Source organism: Mesorhizobium sp. P5_C1 (genome assembly GCF_054049815.1).
This window is the reverse complement of record NZ_JBFULQ010000708.1, coordinates 1-2,383: the sequence shown is the minus strand read 5'-3', so window position 1 is coordinate 2,383 and position 2,383 is coordinate 1. Positions and strand designations below refer to the sequence as shown.

General features: G+C 59.8%; 2 protein-coding genes and 2 pseudogenes. 3 read left to right on the top strand and 1 reads right to left on the bottom strand.

Annotated elements, in window-relative coordinates; translation table 11 throughout:
• Together ACXJ7R_RS30195 and ACXJ7R_RS30190 are read left to right on the top strand one after the other, a co-directional pair.
• The coding region (locus tag ACXJ7R_RS30195) for a molybdopterin dinucleotide binding domain-containing protein (RefSeq protein WP_457155015.1) at positions 1-645 on the top strand (645 nt) is incomplete at its 5' end.
• Positions 646-663: 18 nt separating this feature from the next.
• Positions 664-1,240, top strand: a pseudogene (locus ACXJ7R_RS30190) (c-type cytochrome).
• Positions 1,241-1,424: 184 nt separating this feature from the next.
• On the opposite strand, the pseudogene ACXJ7R_RS30185 reads toward ACXJ7R_RS30190, so the two are convergent.
• A pseudogene (locus tag ACXJ7R_RS30185) lies at positions 1,425-1,839 on the bottom strand (alcohol dehydrogenase catalytic domain-containing protein); the annotation flags it as partial.
• Between the two features lie 266 nt (positions 1,840-2,105).
• Here ACXJ7R_RS30185 and ACXJ7R_RS30180 point away from each other — a divergent pair.
• Positions 2,106-2,383 (top strand): DUF4142 domain-containing protein (locus tag ACXJ7R_RS30180; RefSeq protein ID WP_457155014.1); only part of this gene is annotated, 278 nt, incomplete at its 3' end.

Genomic DNA, 2,383 nt, shown 5'->3' with positions numbered 1-2,383 from the left:
GAACCGAGTATTATTGCCGGCATTGCCAAGGCTACGCTGGGGCAAACCAAGGTTCCATGGGACGCATGGGTTGGCGACTACGCTGAGATCCGCAATGCCATTGAACGGACTTACCCCGAAACTTTCAAGGATTTCAACGAGCGGCTTTTCAAGCCCGGTGGATTCGCAAGACCGCTGCCGGCGCGCGAGCGCAAATGGGTGACGAAAACGGGGAAGGCGAACTTTATCACGCCGGACAAGCTCTTCCCCGACTTTTCAACCGCCGACAGGACAGATGTTTTGCATCTCGCCACGCTGCGCTCCAACGACCAGTTCAACACCACCATCTACGGCTACAGCGACCGCTTCCGTGGCGTTGAGGGCACGCGCCGGATTGTATTCATGAATGCACAAGACATCGCTCGCCTGGGCTTCGTCGATGGTGACATCGTCGACATGACGACAGCAATCGATGACAACAGCGTTCGCAGCGTCGGTGGCCTCAGGATCGTCCGGTACAACATTCCCAAGGGCTGTTGTGCGGCTTACTATCCTGAGACAAATCCGCTGTTTCCCTTGGCGCATCACGATCCAAAGTCCAAGACCCCTTCGTACAAACTTTTGCCTGTGCGTTTGAGCCGATCAACCCTGTCCCAGGATGGTTGAATCCCTTGTAGGCGAATGATGAAGAGGGAGAGGAGCTACTCGAATGGCGCCTTTGCGGCTGCGGCGATAGCGCTCGGCATTGCCAGCGCCGCCTTGGGATGGCTTCGCGAGCCTCGAGAGCTTCGGCTGGATCCGCCTGTCGCGTCTGATCTTGATGGATTTCGGCTGATGCCAAACGGCATCAGCGGAACGCCGCCCGAGAGTTATTTTGCGTTGGGCAAGGCATATGAAACGGACGCCTACAATCTGGGTCAGGGCAAGGTCTTTATGCCTGGTCCGGCTGCCCAACTTGCCATGGTGATGGTCGCGGCGGCGCGGGCCCGTCCTTCCTGGACGGCTGGTGGCTCTACGCACCCGAGATCGCTTCCATCGTTGCGCCCGTCCGCGACGGCCGGCCGCATGGCATGCCCGCGTTTCGCGACCGGATGGCGACCGAGCAGATATGGCAGCTCGCGGGCTATGTTCAGACGATCGGCGCCTACAAGCCCAAAGTTGCGGCGCCCAGTTGCAACGATGACAAAATCGCGGACCCGCAAAAATCCTCTTCGACCAGGGGCCGGCGGGGGTCCATCCTGACCAGGGGCTGTCGCCTTGAGAGCCGCGCACGACGATGCCTAGCGATAAGGTGTTCGACAGGGAATGGGCGGCGGGAGCCCCATAGGGGGTGAGCGCGGACTGGTTTCCGCTGCAGCCGGACGCGAACGCAGCGATCGACAAGGCGAGCACGGCCGCGCAGGCCCTGTGCATCGCAATCGGGCTTGCTGTGATGCCGGCGCTTGGTGGCGTGCCTGGCCGCCCGCGAAGCCGCCATACATGTGCGAATAGCCGAATAGCCCAGCAGTTGGATACCCATCTGCTCTGCTTGCTTGGCGTCCGGCTGGATTCGACCTCTCGCAGAGCGAAAACAGCTGCCACTTGCACATCCGCACTCGCCGCAGGAGATGGTGAACGGGACTACCACACGCTCACCGATCTTGAACCTGGAGTGACCCTTGCCGACCTCGTCGACCTCGCCCATGGTCTCGTGCCCAAGCACGTCATGGGCGTGCATTTCTGGGATAAATCCACCCATCAGATGAAGGTCTACCCGCAGATCGCGCAGGCCGTAACCTTGATGATGACATCGCGGTCGTCCTCAATGATCGGGTCATCCACCTGCTCGCAGCGTATGTCACTCTTGCCGTGCCAGGTCAGCGCCTTCTGATCCGGCGCGACCCTTGCTCGGTTTGAACATCCACACCGCGAAACCCGTGAGAGCCCCCTTACGGATTCGGCCCGGGCACAAGTCAGCTAGTGAGAGGACTGCTCAGGCCCCTCATTCGCTGAGTACATGTCGCCTGCGCCAATGCATGTGAACGCCAACAGCGGCTTGGTTAATTTCGCAGCGCGTTCGTATCGCCTGGAACAAACCCGCCGCGAGCAGGTTTGGATTCATCAATCTCAACTGAGGAATATCATTCATGAGAAACAGTCTCCGCCTCGCGTCGCTATCGTTAGCAGCGTCGATGGTATTTGCCGTGCCAGCCCTCGCTGCCGAGACCGCCCAGAACTTCGTCACGAAAGCCGCGATGGGTGGGATGTTCGAAGTCCAATCGAGCAAGGTTGCTCAAGACAAGCTGCAGGACCAGGGCCTCAAGGACTTCGCCCAGAAGATGATCTCCGATCATGGTGCAGCCAATGCGAAGCTTGAGAGCATCGCGGGCGAACAGAAGTTCAAGGTGCCTGCCGACCTCGATGC